General features: G+C 64.6%; 17 protein-coding genes and 1 tRNA gene. 5 read left to right on the forward strand and 13 right to left on the reverse strand.

Annotated elements, in window-relative coordinates; all coding sequences use genetic code 11:
- Positions 1–7 precede the first annotated feature (7 nt).
- Positions 8–1,210: a cytochrome P450 gene (locus tag AC5Y21_RS06345; RefSeq protein ID WP_499910489.1), complete on the forward strand. Its 1,203-nt coding sequence runs from the start codon at positions 8–10 to the stop codon at positions 1,208–1,210.
- Here AC5Y21_RS06345 and AC5Y21_RS06350 read toward each other — a convergent pair.
- Together AC5Y21_RS06350 and AC5Y21_RS06355 are read right to left on the reverse strand one after the other, a co-directional pair.
- Positions 1,190–3,160 carry a prolyl oligopeptidase family serine peptidase gene (locus AC5Y21_RS06350; RefSeq protein ID WP_499910491.1) on the reverse strand — a complete coding sequence of 657 codons (1,971 nt, stop codon included), beginning with the start codon at positions 3,158–3,160 and terminating at the stop codon, positions 1,190–1,192. The two genes, AC5Y21_RS06345 and AC5Y21_RS06350, sit on opposite strands and share 21 nt — an antisense overlap.
- Positions 3,161–3,181: 21 nt before the next feature.
- Entirely contained in the window at positions 3,182–4,072 is an 891-nt protein-coding gene (locus tag AC5Y21_RS06355) for a class I SAM-dependent methyltransferase (protein ID WP_499910492.1), read from the reverse strand.
- 80 nt (positions 4,073–4,152) lie between these two features.
- Between AC5Y21_RS06355 and pdxR the strand changes: the two genes are divergently transcribed.
- Positions 4,153–5,541: a MocR-like pyridoxine biosynthesis transcription factor PdxR gene (gene pdxR, locus AC5Y21_RS06360; protein ID WP_499910629.1), complete on the forward strand. Its 1,389-nt coding sequence runs from the start codon at positions 4,153–4,155 to the stop codon at positions 5,539–5,541.
- Between the two features lies 1 nt (position 5,542).
- On the opposite strand, the gene AC5Y21_RS06365 is transcribed toward pdxR, so the two are convergent.
- Together AC5Y21_RS06365 and mmaA2 are read right to left on the reverse strand one after the other, a co-directional pair.
- Positions 5,543–6,379 (reverse strand): NAD(P)-dependent oxidoreductase, encoded by an 837-nt coding sequence (locus AC5Y21_RS06365; RefSeq protein ID WP_499910493.1) that lies wholly within the window; start codon positions 6,377–6,379, stop codon positions 5,543–5,545.
- A 64-nt stretch (positions 6,380–6,443) separates the two neighbouring features.
- A complete protein-coding gene (gene mmaA2, locus AC5Y21_RS06370) occupies positions 6,444–7,307 on the reverse strand; it encodes a cyclopropane mycolic acid synthase MmaA2 (RefSeq protein WP_499910495.1) in 864 nt (287 codons plus the stop codon).
- A gap of 174 nt (positions 7,308–7,481) precedes the next feature.
- Between mmaA2 and AC5Y21_RS06375 the strand changes: the two genes are divergently transcribed.
- Entirely contained in the window at positions 7,482–8,267 is a 786-nt protein-coding gene (locus tag AC5Y21_RS06375) for a DUF732 domain-containing protein (protein ID WP_499910497.1), read from the forward strand.
- A gap of 40 nt (positions 8,268–8,307) precedes the next feature.
- On the opposite strand, the gene AC5Y21_RS06380 is transcribed toward AC5Y21_RS06375, so the two are convergent.
- Positions 8,308–8,379: transfer RNA gene (locus AC5Y21_RS06380), tRNA-Thr, on the reverse strand.
- Between the two features lie 31 nt (positions 8,380–8,410).
- Positions 8,411–9,130, reverse strand: coding sequence for a hypothetical protein (locus AC5Y21_RS06385; RefSeq protein ID WP_499910499.1), 720 nt, complete (start codon positions 9,128–9,130; stop codon positions 8,411–8,413).
- A gap of 160 nt (positions 9,131–9,290) precedes the next feature.
- Between AC5Y21_RS06385 and phoP the strand changes: the two genes are divergently transcribed.
- A complete protein-coding gene (gene phoP, locus AC5Y21_RS06390; protein ID WP_499910501.1) occupies positions 9,291–10,010 on the forward strand; it encodes a two-component system response regulator PhoP in 720 nt (239 codons plus the stop codon).
- Between the two features lie 34 nt (positions 10,011–10,044).
- Positions 10,045–11,481 (forward strand): sensor histidine kinase, encoded by a 1,437-nt coding sequence (locus AC5Y21_RS06395; protein WP_499910503.1) that lies wholly within the window; start codon positions 10,045–10,047, stop codon positions 11,479–11,481.
- Here AC5Y21_RS06395 and AC5Y21_RS06400 read toward each other — a convergent pair.
- From AC5Y21_RS06400 to AC5Y21_RS06430, 7 genes are all read right to left on the reverse strand, one after another.
- On the reverse strand, positions 11,478–11,882 hold the full coding sequence (locus tag AC5Y21_RS06400; protein WP_499910505.1) for an HIT family protein: 405 nt from the start codon (positions 11,880–11,882) through the stop codon (positions 11,478–11,480). The genes AC5Y21_RS06395 and AC5Y21_RS06400 overlap by 4 nt on opposite strands.
- Positions 11,883–11,906: 24 nt before the next feature.
- On the reverse strand, positions 11,907–12,335 hold the full coding sequence (locus tag AC5Y21_RS06405; protein ID WP_499910507.1) for a ketosteroid isomerase family protein: 429 nt from the start codon (positions 12,333–12,335) through the stop codon (positions 11,907–11,909).
- A gap of 25 nt (positions 12,336–12,360) precedes the next feature.
- Positions 12,361–13,488, reverse strand: coding sequence for an NDMA-dependent alcohol dehydrogenase (locus AC5Y21_RS06410; protein WP_499910509.1), 1,128 nt, complete (start codon positions 13,486–13,488; stop codon positions 12,361–12,363).
- A 107-nt stretch (positions 13,489–13,595) separates the two neighbouring features.
- Positions 13,596–14,150, reverse strand: coding sequence for a nuclear transport factor 2 family protein (locus AC5Y21_RS06415; RefSeq protein ID WP_499910511.1), 555 nt, complete (start codon positions 14,148–14,150; stop codon positions 13,596–13,598).
- Positions 14,150–14,380 carry a ferredoxin gene (locus tag AC5Y21_RS06420; RefSeq protein ID WP_499910513.1) on the reverse strand — a complete coding sequence of 77 codons (231 nt, stop codon included), beginning with the start codon at positions 14,378–14,380 and terminating at the stop codon, positions 14,150–14,152. The genes AC5Y21_RS06415 and AC5Y21_RS06420 overlap by 1 nt, the downstream gene beginning before the upstream one ends.
- 12 nt (positions 14,381–14,392) lie before the next feature.
- Positions 14,393–15,745, reverse strand: a complete 1,353-nt coding sequence (cyp51, locus tag AC5Y21_RS06425) for a lanosterol 14-alpha demethylase (protein ID WP_499910514.1) — start codon at positions 15,743–15,745, stop codon at positions 14,393–14,395.
- A 55-nt stretch (positions 15,746–15,800) separates the two neighbouring features.
- Positions 15,801–16,625 (reverse strand): SDR family oxidoreductase, encoded by an 825-nt coding sequence (locus AC5Y21_RS06430; RefSeq protein WP_499910516.1) that lies wholly within the window; start codon positions 16,623–16,625, stop codon positions 15,801–15,803.
- Position 16,626: the final 1 nt, after the last annotated feature.

Below are 16,626 nucleotides of genomic sequence, written 5' to 3' on the forward strand. Positions count from 1 at the left end.
ATATGACATGACAGGCATCAGCGCAGTCGAGTTGTATTACGACCCATTCGATTTCGACATCGACGACAACCCGTACCCGGTGTGGAAGCGAATGCGCGAAGAAGCGCCGCTGTACTACAACGAGAAGTTCAACTTCTATGCGCTGAGCCGGTACGAGGACGTGGCGCGCGAACTGCCGAACTGGGAGACCTACCGATCCGGTCGTGGGACCACGGCCGACATCTTGTTCAACAACATGGAAGTGCCACCGGGCATTCTGCTGTTCGAGGACCCCCCGCTGCACGACCTGCACCGCCGCCTGCTGTCCCGTGTCTTCACACCGCGGCGCATGCTAGCCGTCGAGTCTTTGGTGCGCGGATTCTGTGTCCGGGAATTGGATCCGTTGATCGGTGCCGGGGGTTTCGATTTCATCGCGGATCTGGGGGCGATGATGCCGATGCGCACCATCGGCTACCTGCTGGGGATCCCTGAAGCGGATCAAGCGAGCATCCGAGACCGCGGTGGCGCCTTCATCGAGATGGACAAGAACCGCAAGCCCGGTGAGGTCAACCCAAATGCGTTCCAGGACAGCATTGTTATGTTCGCCGAATACATCGAATGGCGGGCCAATCATCCTTCCGATGATCTGATGACCGATCTGCTCCAGGCTGAGATCGAGGAGCCTGACGGTACGCGACGAGCCCTCTCCCGTACCGAGGTGCTGGCCTACACCGCGATGATCGCCGGCGCCGGGAACGAGACCACCGCCCGCCTGATCGGTTTCATGGGGCAGCTGCTGTCGGATCATCCGGATCAACGGCGTGAACTCGTCGCCGACGCATCCCTGATTCCGGGCGCGGTCGAGGAAACGTTGCGCTACGAGCCGCCCTCACCGGTGCAGGCACGCTACGTCGCCCACGACGCCGAGCACTACGGGCGCGTCGTTCCGGAAGGTTCTTTTATGTTGCTGCTCAACGGTTCCGCCAATCGAGACCATCGCCGGTTCCCCGATCCCGATCGCTTCGACATCCATCGTGAAGGCAGCCACCTCAGCTTCGGGCAGGGTCTGCATTTCTGCCTCGGCTCGGCGCTGGCCCGGATGGAAGCTCGGGTGGCCTTCGAAGAGGTCCTCAAACGCTGGCCTGAATGGGAAGTCGACTACGCCAATGCCGAACGGGCGCATACCTCGAGCGTGCGCGGGTGGGCGCGGTTACCGGTCTTCACCGGCTGAGCCGGTGGGACGTGCGAGGTTCTCGACCGGCACCGGCTCGATGTCCTCGCCGTCAGGCAGGGCGAAGCCCAGCACCTGGGCATAGAAGGAAAGCTCGGCGTCGAGCGCCCTGCGGATGTTCTCCGCGCGCCGGAAGCCGTGCTGTTCGCCGTCGAAGAGCAGGTAGGCGACGGGGACCTTCCGGTTGCGCAGGGCGTCGACGATCGCCTCGCTCTGCGCGGGGGGCACAACCGCGTCCTCGCTGCCCTGCAACACGATCAGCGGGCGGGTGAGCCGGTCGACATGGTGGATCGGTGACCGCTCGACGTAGCGTTCGCGGGCCGCGGGGTAGGGACCGACGAGCCCGTCGAGGTACCGGCTTTCGAACTTATGGCTGTCTCGAGCTAGCGCCTCTAGGTCCGCGACGCCGAAATGGTCGGCGCCCGCCGCGAACGGCGTATCCTCACGGGCCAGCGCCGCGAGGGTGGTGAATCCGCCCGCCGAGCCGCCACGGATGGTCAGCCGTTTCGCGTCGACGCGCCGCGTGCGAGCAAGGTACCGGGACGCGGCAAGGCAGTCGGCGACGTCCGCGATCCCCCACTGCCCGGCGAGCTCCTTGCGGAAGGCGCGACCATACCCCGTGGAGCCGCGGTAGTTGACGTCGACGAGGGCGAAACCGCGGCTCGTCCAATACTGCACGGAGGTCGAGAACACCGGCGCCGCCGAGCCCGTCGGACCACCGTGAATCGCCACTATCAGCGGCGGCAGCTCGCCGTCTGGTCCGGCGAGCTCCGGATGCGCGGGCGGGTAAAACAGCGCGTGCGCGGTGCGGCCGTCGTCGGTGGGGAACGAGATGTGTTCGGGCACCGAGACGAACCTCGGGTCGACGCCAAGGTCGCGGGGTGCCCGCAGCGTCTCGACCACGCCGCCATCGGCGTTGACCCGATACACGCCTGCCTCCTGGGTCGGCGACCCCGCGACGACGAGCAGCGTGTCATCGGCGGCCACGTGCAGCGTCGTGAACCGCGAGAACGGCGTGTCCAATTCAATTACCGTGCCGTCGGGTGCGCAGCGAGCTAAGCCGTCGTACCCGTGGTGCGTCCGCGCGAAAACAACCGACCCATCGGCGAGCATGGCGTAGCGCGCCGAGCCGAACTGCCATGGCGGAACGCCGATTTCGGCATCGATACGCACGACGGTCGCGACATCGGCACCGGGCGTGTAGCGGTACAAGTTCCACCAGTTGGTGCGGTCGGACACGAACCACAGTGCATTGTCGGCGCCCCATCGCGGCTCCAGCACCGACTCGTGAGGCCCGCCGGCGATCACCGCTTCCGCACCGCTTTCCAGATTGCGGATGACGAGCTCGGTCGAATCCCACGGCATCGACGGGTGGTTCCAGCGCAGCCACGCCAACATGGTGCCGTCCGGCGAAAGACGCGGCTCCGCAACGAAGTCGGAACCGGTGACCAGCACCTCCGGCTCAGCAGGAGCGTGCGCGTCGAGCCTGACGATCTCATTGTCGACGTCGGTGGCCGACGGCCCTCGGTGACGCTCGCGCACGCAGACGATCGAGCCGCCGTCCGGGGCGAGGCCACCGTCGGCGAACCGGTCGGTCCGGGGGGTGGCCGGCTCAGGGGTGAGCGGCACCGGGTCGACGCCGGGTGCGAGCCGGTACAGCCGCTGGTCGGCCCAGTTGGCGAACCAGACGACCCCGCCGCGGGCCCACCACGCGCCGCCGCCGTACTCGTGGACGGCCGTGCGCGCGTTGTAGCCCTCAGGGAGCAGATCGGTGCAGCTGCCGTCTTGGCCGCGCCGCACGAGCTGGGTGCGGCCGCCCTCCGCGGGCCGTCCCTCGGCCCAGAGGACATCGGAGCCGTCGACGACCAGCTCGCCCAGCCGCGCGGCGTCCGCCACCACCAATGCGGAAGTGAACGGCGTGGGCCAAGATCCGTAGGGCGCGGTCGTCACGTATGCGTACGTTAGTCGGACTCACCTGCGTTGGGCGGTGGCGACTGCGAGCCAGTCCTCGGCGGCCAATCGACTCTTGTTCGCCGGGTCGTGGCGCTTCAGCAGTGCTGAGACAACCAGGTGTTCGCGAGGCTCGAAATCGTGGGCGATGAGCATCGCGTTCAGTGCGGCCTCGGTGAAGTCGCTGCGGTACGGTTCGCCGCGGCGGGCCACCAAGCGGGCAATGCGGTCCGCGCTTCGCCACGGTGTGCGTGCGGCTACGACACCGTCGCATATGTAGTCGACGATCAGACGGCTGCCCGGCGCGCAGATCTCAGCTAGGTCGCCAAGCGTTGCGTCGATGGCGCGGTGGGTGAGGTACGGCGTGACCCCCAGCCAGATGACCAGGCTGGCGCGTGTGGAGTCTAACCCGCCCGCGACTAGCCGGTCGCGCAATGCATCTTTTTCGAAATCACATGGCACCCAGACTGTTTGGTGATCGGATGGTAAGAGTGGCTCGATCACGGGGCGTTTGCGGGCTTGGGTGGTTGGTGCGTCGACTTCGAAGATCCTTATCGGCGCATCGGCCCGTCGCAGGCTGGTGGTGTCGAAGCCGGCACCGAGCAGCACGAGTTGATCGATGCCATCTCCGATGGCCGCCTCGCAGGCATCGTCGGCATAACGCACCCGCAGCGTGACATGGGCGTGCAGTCCACCCCACACGCGGTCGAACACGCGAAGTGCGGCATCAGCTGAACGCGGATGGCTCAGGACGGCCTGCAACAGCGGGTGTTGCACGAAATGCCGTGACTGCGGGTCCTCAATGAGGCGACGCTCGGGTGGTCGCATCGTCTCCGCGGCGCGTTGGGCCGCGTTGATCTGGGCGGTCAAACTCGCCGTGCGGTCAAGACGTCGGTCGGCTAGATCAACCATGCCGTCGACGCTACGGGAAGACCGGTTCATCGGTAAGGTCCAATTTCATGGTGTATTCGTGGACCAGTGCGGCCGGCGGTATCGATCTGCACCTCGACTTACCACCTGGCCGGGGTCGACGCTCGGCGCTCGAAGATGCTCTGCGACAAGCCATCCGGGACGGGCGGCTCGCCGCCGGCGAATCGTTGCCGTCGTCTCGTGCGCTGGCTGCGCAACTCGGGCTCGCGCGCGGAACCGTCGTCGAGGTCTATTCACAACTGGCGGCCGAAGGTTACCTGCGTAGTCGGCCCGGCGCGGCGACCGAAGTGGCTCATGGTCCGCATGTCCAGACGCGGGTCCGCCCAGAACCTGCTACGACGCGGCTGGTCGCCGATTTCCGCCTGGGCCGACCCGATTTGAGCATGTTTCCCCGCGCGGAATGGCTGCGCGCGCTGCGGCGTGCTTTTCAGGTCACCGCGCATGCCGAACTCGGGCCGGCAGATCCGCGCGGATCGCCGCGCTTGCGTGCCGTCTTGGCAAACTACCTGGGCCGGGTGCGCGGTGTGCTCACCACCAGCGAGCACGTCGTGATCTGCAGCGGTTTCACGCAGGGGTTGCGATTGGTCTGCGACGCACTAGCCGCTGACGGCGCCCGATGGATCGCCCTGGAAAACCCCTGTCTTCCCGACCACCGGGCAATCGCAGAGGCCAGCGGATTGGCCGCCGTCCCGCTGGATGTCGACGACGGCGGTGCACGGCCAGAAGGATTCACCAAATCTGCTGCCGCCGCGGTCCTCACGCCAGCGCACCAGGCGCCGTTGGGTGCGACGCTCGACGCAGAGAGGCGTACCGAGTTCACCCGGATTGCGGCCACACGTGGGGTTTATCTGATCGAAGACGACTACGACGGGGAATTCCGCTACGACCGCCATCCCGTCGGTGCGCTGCAGGGACTCGCGCCCGAGCATGTCATCTATGCCGGCAGCGCCAGCAAGAGCCTGGCTCCGGGTCTCCGCCTGGGCTGGCTGGCGTTACCGACCGAACTGGTCGAGCCGGTGATCGAAGCCAAGCGGCGCGCGGATCGCGGCACTGATGTCTTGGCGCAGTTGGCATTTGCAGAGTTGATCGAGTCGGGAATTCTCGATCGGCACATCCGGCGGATGCGGCGTCGTTACCGAAATCGCCGCGATGCGCTCGTCGCGACCCTGGACCGTTCCGCGCCGACAGTGTCGGTCCATGGAATCGCTGCCGGGCTCCATGCGGTGGTCTCGCTTCCCGATGACGTGGCGGAGCCCGATGTGCTGACCGCCGCGCGGCAGCGCAAAGTTGCCCTTACCGGTCTAAGCCTCTTCTGGCACGGAACACGTCTCGGTGCAGAAGGGATCGTAATCGGCTACGGGACACCACTGGACCATGAGTACACCACCGCGCTCAGACATCTCGGTGAGTTAATGCGCTCCGTGACAAGCGCTTCCAGCAGGTGTGACTAGGTCAGCCGCGGTGGCCGGTGTACACATCACGCATCATCGGCTTGGCCGCCTGTGCCAGCGGTGTGGAGACACCCAGCGTCGTGCCCAGGTCGGCTGCGGCGTCGAGATCTTTATCGGCCAATGCCGCCGACCGGTCGGCGTATTCGGGGGGCACCGTGAAGCCGGCTGCGCGGACATCTAGTAGGCGCAAAGTCTGTTTACCGTCGGAGTCGGCTTCTCGCATCACCGATAGCAGGGTCTGTAGCGAAACGCCATTTGCCGCAGCCAGATTCGCGGCCTCGTCAACCACGGCCCAACAGCCGTACTGAATAAGGTTGCGCGCGATCTTCGTCGTCATGCCGGATCCAACAGGCCCGCAATGCAGGACTGCTTTGGCAAAGTCGTCGAGCACTGGGCGTGCTCTTGCGACTTCCTCCTCGGGGCCGCCGATCATTGCGACGATTCCGTGCTTGGCGGCCTTGTCGCCGTTGGTGACTCCGCAGTCGAGCAGCGTGACGCCTGCATCACCACAGAGGGCCGCGAGTTCGTGCAACTCTGTAATCGACACCGTGGACAGCAACACAACGATCAAACCCGGCTTCGCGGCGGCCAGAAGTCCACCCGAGCCGACCAGGACGTCGCGCGCCTGCTCCGCATTGACCACCGTGATCAGCACGACATCCGAGTTAGTCGTCACGCTGGCGATCGAATCGAGCTGTGCGGGAACCCCTTCCAGGCTTGCGGCGGCGTCTGGACGCACGTCGAACACACACGGTAGCCTTCCGCGTCGAGCCATGCTGACCGCGACACCGCCGCCGATTTCGCCTAGGCCGATCACGCCAACACGCAAGTCAGTCATTGGATTTCACTCACCTGTTGGTTGCCGCTATGGATGACCTCTTTTCCGGCGGGGGACTCGATCACTACTTCACCAGGGTGAACTGGTTGACGTTGATGTAGCCGACCCGGAACAGCCTCGCGCAACCGGTCAGGTACTTCGCATAGCGCTCGTAGACCTCTCGGGACTGAATTTCTATGGCTTCACTTTCATGTTTCTCCAGGTTCTCTGCCCACAGGTCAAGCGTCCTGGCGTAGTGGCGTTGCAGCGGCTGGCGGCGGGTCAGCGTGAAACCCGCTTTCGCCGAGTGTTCTCCCACCATCTCGATCGTCGGCGTCCAGCCTCCTGGGAAGATCTCGGTAAGGATGAACTTGAAGAATTGGACGAGCTCTTCGGTAATCGGCAAGTCGCGGTCGATGATTTGCTGTTTCGTCAAGCTGGTGATGGTGTGCAGCAGCAGCACACCGTTAGGCGGCAGGATGTTGTGGGCCATGTTGAAGAAGTCGTCGTAGCGGTCAGGGCCGAAGTGCTCGAACGCGCCGATCGACACAATGCGGTCGACGGGCTCGGCGAACTCTTCCCAGCCGTTCAGCAGCACTCGTCTACTGCGCGGACTGTCCATCTCATCGAACGACTTCTGCACGTGGACCGCCTGATTTTTCGACAACGTCAGGCCCACGACGTTCACGTCGTACTTCTCGATGGCTCGCCGCATGGTGGCGCCCCAGCCGCAGCCGACGTCGAGCAGCGTCATGCCCGGCTGCAGACCCAGCTTGCCCAGCGCCAGGTCGATCTTGGCGATCTGCGCCTCTTCGAGCGTCATGTCTTCGCGCTCGAAGTACGCGCAGCTGTAGGTCTGGGTCGGGTCCAGAAATAGGCGGAAGAAGTCGTCCGACAGGTCGTAGTGTGCCTGCACATCGGCGAAGTGCGGGGTCAGCTTGTTGCCCATGATCATGTGTTCCTTCTGGGCGCAGAGGAGTGTGCCCCTGCCGCGGAGGCTACGCCGAGCCATAACGCAGCGCGTGCTATTTGACGGAAGAGGCGAGTTCGGGAGCGCTCGCTGGAGTGCCCGGTGTTTTACAGGGACTTGTAACAATGTCGTGACACGCTCAGAATCACTGATATGCGCGACCGCGAGACGATCGACTCAGAATTGCGGCGCATCGCTCTTGCCCGCCTGTCGAGTCGTGAGCAGGGCGGTCAGCTTTCGAGCCGACAGCTTGACGAACTGCTCGACGAGCGCCTAGGACACCACCCGGAGGCGTCACAATCCGAGGCTGCTGAAGCGTCTGAGACCGAGGGTGTCGACGACATCTGGGAGCAGTTTGCCAAAAGCGAACGCAAGCCTCGCCGGCGTAAGAGTCTGCTGCGCCGCGTCGTTCCCCTTGCGGCGTTGCCGCTGTCATTGATAGCCGTCGCCGCCGTGTTAGTGGTGATGTTCGTGGCCCGCCACCCACAGCAGACGGCGCAGCCCGCCGAAGACCCGCCGTCGGCCGCGCCGTCCAAAACCTTCGTGCCCCCGAAACCCGCCGCTCCGCAGCTCGACATTGCCGACAGGGCGTTGGTCGACACGCTGAAACACGTTGGCGTGCCAGTTCCCAGCCAGGAATACGTGACGAGCCACGGGCATGCGGTCTGCGATTTTCTTGCGCATCAACCCAACTTCGATGAGGCCGTCCGTTTCGTGCAGGGATCGTCGATCTGGGACGCCAGTCAAAGCGTCGACTTCACCGCCGGTGCTGTCTTCTCGTACTGTCCTCAGTACCGACCTGGCACCCAGGTCGAGATGCAGCCGGGCCTCCAGAATGCCCTTTCTGATCTGCAACGGATCGAAAATGATCTGAAAGGCATCCAAGGGGATCTGCAAGGCGTCCGGGATGGTCTGCAAGGCATCCCGGGTCGACCCTAATCTGACTGGTCACCGCGACTGCACCAACGCAAACAATGAGAGCCTCCTGTCAGGATTGAACTGACGACCGCTCGCTTACAAGGCGAGTGCTCTACCACTGAGCTAAGGAGGCAAAAACCGGGTGCAAGCCTAACCGGTCGTCACTAGTCACTGTCGATGATGCGTTGCGAGCGCACCGGCCGCGACGGAGAACGCCGGGGTGTGCGCCGCGGCAGCGGGATGCGTTCGGCGATATTGCTCAGCGGGTTGACCACCAGGGTGAGTGCTGTGACGGCGTCTTGCAGGGTGGCGATGGCGGGCTCCAGCGCCTCCATTCCGGGCGCCAGCCGCGCGAGGGTGTCGGCGAGGTCGGTGAGCTGTTCCAGCGGTCCGTCTTTCGACGTGATCTGGTCGATCAGTCCGCCCTCGGCCAGCAGCCGCTCGGCCACCCCATCCTCGGCCATCAAGCGTTCGATCATCCCGTCCTCGGCCAGCAGCCGATCGGCCAGCCCGCCGGGTTGCAGCGCGCGCTGCAGGCTGCCGCCCTCCGCGGTCAGGCGATCGAGCAGACCACCGGGCGACGTCACCAGGTCGACCAACCCGCCCGGCCGCAGCAGGCGGTCCATCGGCCCGTCGGGCGCTATCGCGCGTCCTAGCGGCATATCGTCGTCCAGCAGTCTGGCCAGCCGATTGGCACGCGCCAGCGCGTCGTCGATCCCCAGCATGTTGGTCATGGCGTTAGAGCCGCTGCCGCCGTCATCGCCGAGCACCTGTTTCGCCAGGCTCAGGCCTGTGGCCGCGAGCTTCAAGCTCGCGTCTGTGGCAGCGAGCCCGATTCGCGCGGGAGCGGTCGCAATAGCGACGATGCTTTTGCCGAGATTCATCCAACGAGTGTATTCGCGGTGTGCCCTGACTAACGCCGGGCACGACGAACAGACACAATGAGCGCTGGCAGAATACTTTCAGACCATTGGTACCGAGTTGCCAGGAATTACACAATGATTGTCAAGGTACCGTTCAACTAAGTGCGAGAGAACTGACCTCATGACAGCAGCAACCCAACGCGAATCGACACCGGAGGCTCGTGTCCTCGTCGTCGACGACGAGGCCAACATCGTCGAGCTCCTCTCTGTGAGCCTCAAGTTCCAGGGGTTCGAGGTCTACACGGCGTCCAACGGAGCCCAGGCCCTGGATCGGGCTCGCGAGGCCCGCCCCGACGCGGTGATTCTCGACGTGATGATGCCCGGAATGGACGGGTTCGGGGTGCTGCGCCGAATGCGTGCCGACGGTATCGACGCCCCGGCGTTGTTCCTGACAGCCCGCGACTCCTTGCAGGACAAGATCGCCGGACTGACCCTGGGCGGCGACGACTATGTCACCAAGCCGTTCAGCCTGGAGGAGGTCGTAGCTCGGCTGCGAGTCATCCTTCGACGGTCCGGCAAGGGCAACTCAGAACCGCACAATGCCCGGCTGACGTTCGCCGATATCGAACTCGACGAGGAGACCCACGAGGTATGGAAGGCCGGCGAACCCGTCTCGTTGTCACCCACCGAGTTCACGTTGCTGCGTTACTTCGTGATCAATGCGGGCACCGTCCTGAGCAAACCCAAAATCCTCGACCATGTGTGGCGTTACGACTTCGGAGGTGACGTCAACGTCGTGGAGTCCTACGTCTCATACCTGCGCCGCAAGATCGATACCGGCGAGAAACGGCTGCTGCATACGCTGCGCGGGGTCGGTTATGTACTGCGCGAGCCGCGCTGAACAACCGAACACTCACCCGGCGAGATAGATGGAAATGGCCAAACAGCGTCGACGCGGATTGCCGCTGCGGGTGGGCTTGGTGGCCGGCACCCTGGTCTTGGTGGCCTGCGGGCTGGCGGCCTCGGGGATCGCAGTCACCTCGATACTGCGTCACAGCCTGGTCAGCAGGATCGACTCGACATTGCTCGAGGCTTCCCGGAGCTGGGCGCAGGCCCCGCGGCGGCAGGCAGCGCCGCCCTATGAGGGTCCCGACCCCGGCCGGCCGCCGTCGAAGTTCTACGTGCGCGGCATCAGCGTCGACGGCACCACCTTCACGGCCATCAACGATCGCAACGCCGAACCGGCCCTGCCGCCCAGTAATGACGTCGGCCCCTCTCCGACGACGCTGCCGTCGGTCAACGGCTCGGACATCCAGTGGCGCGCGGTGTCGGTGCGTGGTCCACACGGCCTGACCACGGTGGCGATCGATCTGTCCGATGTCCAGCACACCGTCCGGTCATTGGTCTACCTGCAATTCGGCATTGGGGTGGCGGTGCTGATCGTCGTGGGGCTGGCCGGCTACGCGGTGGTGTACCGAAGTCTGCGGCCGCTGGCCGAAGTCGAGAAAACCGCGGCGGCGATCGCGGCTGGCCAGTTGGATCGCCGGGTTCCGGAACGTGATCCCCGGACCGAGGTGGGCCGGCTTTCGTTGGCGCTCAACGGGATGCTCGCTCAGATTCAGCAAGCGCTGGCGTCCTCAGAGTCATCGGCGGAAACGGCCCGCGGCTCCGAGGAGCGGATGCGACGGTTCATCACCGACGCCAGCCACGAGCTTCGCACCCCGCTGACGACCATTCGCGGGTTCGCGGAGCTATACCGGCAGGGCGCCGCCCGCGACGTGGCCATGCTGCTGTCGCGCATCGAAAGCGAAGCCAGCCGGATGGGCCTGCTGGTCGACGACTTACTGCTGCTGGCCCGGCTGGATGTGCAGCGGCCGCTCGAACACCATCGGGTGGATCTGCTGGCGCTGGCCAGCGACGCCGTGCACGACGCGGAGGCGATGGACCCCAAGCGCCGTATCACCATGCAGGTCCTGGATGGCCCGGGGACACCCGAAGTACTCGGCGACGAGCCGCGGTTGCGCCAGGTGCTGAGCAACCTCATTGCCAACGCCATACAACACACGCCGGACACTGCCGACATCACCGTGCGGGTGGGCACCGATGGCGACGACGCCGTGCTCGAGGTCGCCGACAAAGGTCCCGGCATGAGCGAAGAGGATGCGGGCCGGGTGTTCGAGAGGTTCTACCGCACCGACTCGTCACGGGCACGGACCAGCGGCGGCACCGGGCTGGGCCTGTCGATAGTCGACTCGTTGGTGCGCGCACACGGCGGCGTCGTCACCGTGAAGACCGCGGTGGGGGAAGGTTGCTGCTTCCGCGTCAGCCTGCCGCGCGTCAGCGATGTCGCCGCCCACTCCGAGCTTGTTTAGCTCAGTTGAGCCAGCGCCGCCTTGATCTTGGCCTGCGCCTCGTCCAGCGATTCCGGCGACGGATTGCGGTCGACGTTGGCGAAACCGAAGTCGCTCAGGCTGCGGGTCGGAAACACGTGAACATGCAGATGAGGCACCTCGAGCCCGGCGATGATCACGCCGGCGCGCTGAGCTCCGAATGCCCGGCACACGGCCTTCCCGATCAGTTGGCTCACCTCCATGACGCGGCTAAAGGCTGCGCCGTCGACGTCTTGCCACTGATCGATCTCGGCGCGGGGCACCACCAGCGTGTGCCCCTGCGTCATGGGTTCAATCGTCAAGAAGGCGACGATGTCGTCGACCTCGTACACGAAGCGGCCGGGCAGTTCACGGTTGATGATCTTGGTGAAGATCGACGGCATGCGCTCAAGCATAGGTGCGCCGTCTCAGGCCGGTGATTCGTCCTTGCCGAACTTCATCATCTCGAGGTTCCAGTACCCGCGCATGTTGGCGATCAGCCCGGCGTCGTTGACGCGGTAGGTGAATACCCCACGCACCTCGCTGGTGAAGCCGCCGTCAAACTTGCTGTGCAGCACCAGGATATGGGCGATCTCGTCGGGCGAACTCGACGGGAACGTCTCTTCGCAGGTGATCGTGAGCTGGTTGGCGGCGATGTTGTTGTCGTAGAAGCCGGCGACGGCCTCTTTCCCGCGGACACCGCTGCCATCGGGATTGGTGACGGACTTGCCGATCGGGTCCTCGATGACGACGTCGTCGGCCATCAGCGCCAGCCAGCCCTCCCGATCGTGGGTCTGCACGCACCGCCACGAGGACTGCGATGCGGTCAGCGCCGGGGACTGGGCGGTTTGGGTCATGGTGCCTCCCTTGGCGCCGGTGAGGCTACCGGTCGGCGTCCGTGTACCGGATGACACCGCGAATGTTCTTGCCGTCCAGCATGTCCTGGTAACCCTCGTTGATCTGCTCCAGCCGGTACTGGGTGGTGACCATGTCGTCCAGGTTCAGCTTGCCGGCCTTATACATCGCCAACAGTTGGGGGATGTCGTACTGCGGGTTGCCGCCGCCGAAGATCGTGCCCTGCAGGTTCTTCTGCATCAGCGTCAACATCGCCAGGTTCAGGGTCACGCTGGTGTCCAGCAGGCTGCCGATTGCGGTCGCCACACACGTGCCGCCCTTGGCGGTGATGTTGAGGTAGTTGTCGATGTCGGCGCCATGCAGTTCACCGACGGTCACGATCACCTTGTGAGCCATCAGGCCGTAGGTGACCTCAGCCATGCCCATCAGCGCGGCGTTGATGTCGGGGTAGACGTGGGTGGCGCCGAACTTCAGCGCCTGATCGCGCTTCCATTCCACCGGGTCGATCGCAAAGATATAGCGGGCACCGGCGGCGACGGCACCCTGCAGCGCTGCCATGCCGACCCCACCGACGCCTACGATGGCGACGTCCTGGCCCGGGCGGATGTCGGCCGTGCGGACCGCCGAACCGTAGCCGGTGGTGACACCGCAGCCGACCAGCGCGGCCACCTCGAACGGGATGGACGGATCGATCTTCACCACCGAGCTGCGGTGCACGACCATGTACGGGGAGAACGTCCCCAGCAGCGTCATGGGGAATACGTTCTGGCCGCGGGCCTGGATGCGGAACGTGCCGTCGCTGACCGCCGCGCCGGCCAGCAGCCCAGCACCGAGATCACACAGGTTGCGCATACCCGACTGACACGTCGGACAGCTCCCACAGGAGGGGATGAATGAGAGGACCACGTGGTCGCCAGGTGCCAGGTCCTCGACGCCGGGTCCAACCTCGGTGACGATGCCGGCGCCCTCGTGTCCGCCGAGCACCGGGAAGCCCGCCATCGGGATGCCGCCGGTGACCAGATGGTGGTCGGAGTGGCACATGCCCGCGGCTTCCATCTGGATCTTTACCTCGTCTTTGACGGGGTCACCGATCTCGATTTCCTCGATGGACCACGGCTGGTTGAACTCCCAGATCAGTGCGCCCTTGGTCTTCACCGTAAACCTGCTTTCATCGTTGAACGTCGGTTACGCACGGCCTGAAGCTCCGTCGAAGCAACCGCTTGGTTGAGTGTAGGTTAGTTGCCAAATCAGTCCGCCGGGAGCTACCAGATGGGCACCGGGGCCCGGCCGAGCGGGTAGTAGCCAGGCAGTTTTTCACCCGCCAGGCTGCGCTCGATCCGCTTCTGCATGCCCTTGGAGAGCTTCCCCGCCTTCATCAGTTCCAAATACAGAGCCTGGACGTGGCCAAAGTCGAAGAAGTCTCGTTGCCATTCGATCTTGCCGTCGGCGTTGAGCCGAAACCAGCTGCCGCCGATGCCGTAGATCTCGGACTGAGAGCCGTCGGAGTCGGTGGCGACCTGCTTCCAGAAGCCGACGATCTCGCCCTGCTTCTCGTCGATGATGACCCTCTGATACGGGTACTGCCAGTTCTCCAGGCCCTCCATCTCAAGGCCTAACGCGACGTCGCGGATCTCGTCGATGCCGACGCACATCACGTCTTCCTTCGGGCCGATGTTCCATCCGTAGGTGGCGTCGGGGGCGTAGAAATCCGCCAGCGGCGTCCAGTCGCCTGCCCGCTCCGCCGCCCGGTTGGCCTCAAGCCAGCGTTCGACCCAGTCCTCGAGTGCCTCGCGTGAGTGTGACGCTTGAGATGACATTAGTCAGCCTTCCTGATGTCTTGGATGAATAGTGCTTGGGTAGGGCATGATTCGACCGCCCGCTCGACCTCGTCGCGGGCGTCGTCCGGCGGCTCGGGGTCGATGATCTCGACCTTGCCCCGCTTGGGTACGCGGAAGAAGTCCGGTGCCTCCAGCTCGCACATGGCGTGGCCTTGGCACAGATCCAGATCCGCCTTGATCCGGAAGCCTTTGGATACTTCAGCGCCCATGAGCCGTAGTCCTTACGCTCCGCGCTTGCGGTAGCGGACCTTGGCCGGCTTGGCCAGCTGGACGACCATCTTGGAGTGGTCGTTGTGGTAGCTGTCGGCGGGCTGGGCCATCTCAAACTCGTACTCGCGCAACAGCACCGAGAAGATGGCTTTGATCTGCATCTGGGCGAACGCGGCCCCGACGCAACGATGCCGGCCCGCCCCGAACGGGATCCAGGTCCACCGATTCACCAGATCTTCCTGGCGCGGTTTCTCATACCGGTCCGGGTCGAACGAGTCGGGGTCGGGGAAATCCTCGGGAATCCGATTGGAGATTGCCGGAGATGCGGCCACGTAGTCACCGTCGTGGATCGGGAAGCCCTCGACCTCGAACTCGCCCTTGGCCACCCGCATCAGGATGATCAGCGGCGGGTGTAGCCGCAGCGTCTCCTTGAGTACGTTCTCCAGCTTCGGAATCTGGCGCAGTGCATGGAAACTCACCTCCTGGCCGTCGGCGTAGAGCTCGTCGAGCTCCTTGGCCACCTCCACGTAGACGTCGGGGTGGCGGATCAGCTCGATCAACGTCCATGCGGATGTGCCCGAACTGGTGTGATGCCCGGCGAACATCAGCGAGATGAACATGCCGGTGATCTCGTCGGCGGAGAACCGAAGGTTGCCTTCTTCGTCCTTGATGGACACCAGCACGTCCAGCATGTCGCGATCGCCTTTGTCCTTGGGCGGGTTGGCGATTCGCTGGTCCATGATCTCCTGGACCAGTGCCACCAGCCCTACTCGCGCTTCGTCGCGGCGCCGGAAACTTTCGATCGGTAGGTAGGGGTCGACGTAACACAGGGGATCGGTTCCACGCTCCAGCTCGTGGTAGTAGTGCGCGAACCGGCCGTCGAGCTGGTTGCGAAATTTCAGCCCGATCAGGCAGGCCGTCGAGGTGTAGATGGTCAACTCGGCGAAGAAGTCGAGCAATTCGATCTCGCCTTCGTCGCCCCAGTCGGCGATCATCTTCTTTACTTCGCCCTCGATGGTGGTGGCGTGACCCTTCATCTGCTCACCACGCAATGCCGAGTTGTGCAGCATCTCCTTGCGGCGCTCCGGGCTGGCATCGAACACCACACCCTTGCCGAAGATGGGTGTCATGAAGGGATACGCCTCGGCCTGGTCGAGATCCTCGTCGGCGGAACGGAAGAAGAACTCGTTGGCGTTGGCGCCGGAAAGCAGGATGACGTGCTTGTCCGCCAGCTGGAACCAGCCCACGTCCCCGCACTCTTCGCGGGTTCGCTTCATCAGGCCGATCGGATCGGTGCGGAATTCTTCGAGATGCCCGTGCTCTTCCTCGCCACCCGAAACCCGTGGCACGACAGCAGTTGTCATTTTGCTCACTCCTTTTCGGCGCTCGTGCCTCGCGCCGCATCGTCATTTCGCGAAGTCATGAGTTCAAGTCTTTCTCATCGACCCTGAGTTGTTGCCGTTCTTTGGTTTCGGCCAACGGTGCTTCCGGCTGAAGTTCCATGTTGACCACGAAGCCGCCCCGGGGGGTCTCCGCGACGAACGTGATCGCGCGGGCGAGATCAGCGGCCCGCAGGAAGTAGTTGTGGCGGGCCTGACCCCACTTGGCCCAGTCCTCCAGCGCAGGGCCGATCGACTCGAGGGGCAGACTCCAGCCCATCCCGGTCTTCGTCGGCCCGGGGTGCACGATCGACGCGCGAACCCCGGTTCCCTCGAGCTCCATCTGCAGATTGGTAACCATCGCGACCAGTGCGGCTTTCGCCGCACCGTAGGCGCCCATGTGCGGACGCTGGCGCAGCGCAACATCGGAACCCACGAAGATGAGGTCGCCGCGCCGACGCTCGATCATGCCCGGAAGCACGGCGGTGGCCAACCGGTTCGCCCCGATGAGGTGGATCTGGACCTGCGATTCGAAAGTCTCGGTGTCGATTTCGTGCAGTCTGCCGAAGTAGGTGTCGCCGGCGCCGGTGACAAGTACCTCGATGTCTCCGAGCTGCTCGGTGGCACGGTGCACGAATCCTTTGACCGAGTCCGGGTCGGTGACGTCGAGCGGCAACGCGACGGCCTCACCGCCGTCCGCGCGAATCTTTTCGGCGAGTTCCTGGCACTTGTCCAGCCGCCTAGCGCCCAGTGCCACCGGAAAGCCGTGGGCGGCAAGCTCAACCGCCGTGGCCGCTCCGATTCCCGACGAGGCGCCGGCGACGATCGCCGGCCGGCGGTCCGGATGTGGTTCGAAGCGCGGCATC

The sequence above is a fragment of the Mycobacterium sp. NGS41 genome (assembly GCF_059812725.1).